Annotated in this window: 2 protein-coding genes and 1 pseudogene; all 3 read left to right on the forward strand. The window is 39.3% G+C overall.

Annotation, left to right across the window (positions count from 1 at the left end; all coding sequences use genetic code 11):
- Window positions 1-358: pseudogene (locus tag AC1DPZ_RS26305) on the forward strand (tRNA (N(6)-L-threonylcarbamoyladenosine(37)-C(2))-methylthiotransferase MtaB); the annotation flags it as partial.
- Between the two features lie 28 nt (window positions 359-386).
- Window positions 387-1,553, forward strand: coding sequence for a prolipoprotein diacylglyceryl transferase (locus AC1DPZ_RS26310; RefSeq protein WP_477409077.1), 1,167 nt, complete (start codon window positions 387-389; stop codon window positions 1,551-1,553).
- Window positions 1,546-1,920: GtrA family protein (locus AC1DPZ_RS26315; protein ID WP_477409079.1), on the forward strand; the 375-nt coding region annotated here is incomplete at its 3' end. The genes AC1DPZ_RS26310 and AC1DPZ_RS26315, both read left to right, overlap by 8 nt.

The raw sequence follows: 1,920 nt of genomic DNA on the forward strand, positions 1-1,920 counted from the left end.
CCTTAACGTTTCATACCTGCACGTATTTTCATACTCCGAAAGGGAAAACACGCTGGCAAGTGAAATGAAAGGGGTAGTACCTGGTTCAACACGTGCCGACAGAAGTAAAATGCTGCATATTTTATCAGATAAAAAACGCCGGGCTTTTTACGAAACCCAGCTGAATAAAAACGAAGAAGTTTTGTTTGAGGGTGATATCAAGGGCGGCTATATGCATGGGTTTACCCGTAACTACGTAAAGGTAAAAGCTAAGTATGACCCAATACTGGTAAATGAATTAAAAACAGTTTACTTAACAAACATTTCACCTGATGGTGATGTCGAAATAACAGAAGGCGAAGAAATATTAATTCATTAAATATTATCTTCGCTTCAAAATATAACCTATGTTTCCTACCATAACGTCGCTTCTTCAATACCTTTTTGGCTTCAATTTACCATTACCTATACAAACCTTTGGCTTTTTTGTGGCGATAGCATTTATGGCGGCTTATTGGGCTTTCACTAAGGAGTTTAACAGGAAAGAAAAAATTGGTGTTATACATAGCTTTAAAAAGAAAGTCACGATAGGCCAGCCAGCTACCGTTAATGAGCTGATAGGCAACGGAATATTTGGCTTTATTTTAGGTTATAAAATTGTTGATGCGGTATTAAACTATCAATTGCTTTTAGATAGTCCGCAGGAATTTCTTTTATCTACGCGCGGTAACTGGATAGGCGGCATAATAGGTGCTGCTGCTTTTGCCTATTGGGCGTACTATGAAAGTGATAAACAAAAACTCCCTCAGCCCAAAACAGAAGAAGTAGCTGCACATCCCCATGAATTAATGGGTAGTATTTTACTTTGGGCCGCTGTGTTTGGTTTTGCCGGTGCTAAATTATTTAATGCACTTGAAAACTGGGGCGATTTTATGAAGGACCCGGTTGGTATGCTAATTGGGTTTAGCGGGTTAACTTTTTACGGTGGTTTAATTTGTGGTGGTGCCGCGGTACTTTATATAGCCCATAAGCATGGTATTAAACCATTAGATATGCTGGATATTGGTGGTCCGGGTATGATGTTAGCTTATGCCGTGGGGCGTGTAGGCTGCCAGATGTCTGGTGATGGCGATTGGGGTATTGTTAACCTTGCACCAAAGCCACAATGGTTAAGCTGGGCGCCAAATTGGATGTGGTCATTTAAATTTCCGCATAATGTTAATGATGAGGGTGTAGCAATGGCCAATTGCGTTGGTAAGTTTTGCCATGAATTGCAATATCCTGTATATCCTACCTCGTTTTATGAAAGTGTGATTTGTTTATTGTTATTTGCGTTTTTGTGGGGCTTACGCAATCGCATAAAAGAATCAGGTGTATTATTTGGTATCTACATGATATTGGCCGGTGTTGAACGCTTTTTTATTGAATTGATACGCGTAAACACCAAATACCATGTAGCGGGCATCAGTTTTACGCAGGCCGAAATGATTTCATTAATTATGGTGATTGGCGGCGCTGCTTTAATTATAAACGGATTAAAAAACAAAAAAACAGCTACTTTGCAGCATGGCTAATACAAAGCAGGTATATCGGCTTTTAGATAACCAGGTGTTCAGGTTTGTACTTTCGGCAGGTGCAGGTTTTTTGGTTGATGTATCTGCATTCTATCTTTTTTATCATAATTTATTGGTCCGGCATACCTATCCTATAGGCTCTGTTACGATACGCAATTCCACATTATCATTAGCTATATCATTTGCACTGGGAGTGATCGTAAACTTTTTAGTTACCCGCTATCTGGTTTTTACAGAGTCAAAACTATCGGCTTATAAACAGTTTTCCCGTTTTGCAGTAGTTGCCTGTATCGGTTTCTTTGCAAATTTAGGGGTCATTAAAATATTGATCCAGGATTTTGGCATCTATCCCCCAATAGCACGTATT

This window comes from Mucilaginibacter sp. P4_G9 (assembly GCF_056400985.1).

Coding starts and splice junctions, on each gene's coding strand:
- AC1DPZ_RS26310 (WP_477409077.1), top strand. CDS start 387: ATGTTTCCTACCATAACGTCGCTTCTTCAATACCTTTTTGGCTTCAAT.